Origin of the sequence: Kordia jejudonensis, assembly GCF_001005315.1 — a bacterium.
GTDB classification, from domain to species: Bacteria; Bacteroidota; Bacteroidia; order Flavobacteriales; family Flavobacteriaceae; genus Kordia; species Kordia jejudonensis.
The window spans coordinates 1-1,418 of record NZ_LBMG01000139.1 but is presented as its reverse complement, the minus strand read 5'-3'; the positions used below and the strand labels follow the sequence as shown (position 1 = coordinate 1,418).

The 1,418-nt window shown below is 30.8% G+C and carries 1 protein-coding gene; it reads right to left on the bottom strand.

The genetic code is table 11. From position 1 onward, the window contains the following. Nucleotides 1-389: 389 nt before the first annotated feature. The gene (locus AA089_RS23000) at nt 390-1,307 is read right to left on the bottom strand and encodes a hypothetical protein (RefSeq protein WP_046759372.1); all 918 of its coding nucleotides are present in this window, start codon (nt 1,305-1,307) and stop codon (nt 390-392) included. Nucleotides 1,308-1,418: the final 111 nt, after the last annotated feature.

The window sequence follows — 1,418 nt, the reverse complement described above, 5'->3', positions numbered from 1 at the left end:
GCTTATTGTTTTTTCCATGTTAGTTTTGTTTAATGAACTCAATCATTACGACTATAAAAATTGTAACTAGTAGCATTAAAAATAACTTTATATAATCAGATTTTACAGTGTCATAATCATGCTCTTTTTTTGCATTGATTAAACTTTTAATTCTTTTTGCATATACTATGTTGAATAGTGGTAATAATGCTAAGTAGAGTATCATATTCCTAATATTCTTTGTCCTATTAAGAAACAAGCAAATATGATTATTAAAATATAATACCGCATTCTGTAATTAGTTTCGCTATTAGCATCGTCTTTTTTTATAATAAGATGATATATCCCATTTAGTATAGCTAGTATACAAATAATGATAATGATATAATTCCAGTAGATTCCCATTTTATTTATTGATTTTCATTCATACAAATTACAAAGTCAATTATGGCAATAGCAGCTCCAATCGGACCCAAAAACCTACTTGCAAGTTTTTTGATTGCCTTCTTTCCAACTTTCTTTAATATAGCTTTATTTCCATTTTTAATTGACTGAAAACTTTCTACCAATGTACTAACCCCGAGAGCTCTCATTAAACAATTCCACGATTTTGAAGTTGTACTTTGAGCATGTAGAGAATTTCCAAAAAGTGTAGACATATTAAAAGCTGTTGCATTGTTAGACTCGTCTATTTCTGTTAAAACCATTATTTCAAGAACTAATGGAACTAACATTGATTCATCCTCTCCATCCAACATTTCTACAATATCAGCATCATTAAAATTACGAGAATAAAAGTAATTTTTAGCTTCAATTATTGAAGGTGCTAACGCATCTTGTGTTGGCTCTGCTGGAATATCAAAACACATACTAAATCCAAAATCCACAGGTGTTCCATCAATTGGTTCGTTTGTGGTATCGTCAACAACTACAGGTCTTTCGCCTGATTGATTCCCTACATTTATAACATCTCCAATTGTTGCTACATTTGTTGGGTCAACAACTCCTGTGTTATTGGAAGCATTGGCATCATCTTGATTTAATAACAAACACATTTTAAAGGTAGTAATTCCGTCACTATTTTCCTTCATAACCCCATCATTTTTATCATCGTTTATTGTTCTTGTAGGGTTTATGACAATTTCATTGAGCTTTTCGTTACTTAATTGTAAAGCTGACAAGAAGTTATTTTTTGCTTCTTCGTTTTGTTCATAGACTAGACTATCGGTTTGACATGCCTGAAAGACAAACACAATTACGACTAATGATAGCTTAATTAAAAATATAGCCAACATTCCTTTTCCAATTCTTTTAATTCCGTTACTCATAATTTTATTAGTTTTTTAATATTGCCTACTCGTTCGTTTTTCAGCTTCCACGACTGTTTGTTTGGTAGTAGTGCATCTCAACTGCGCTCGATGTTGTAAAGGTTAAGTAAT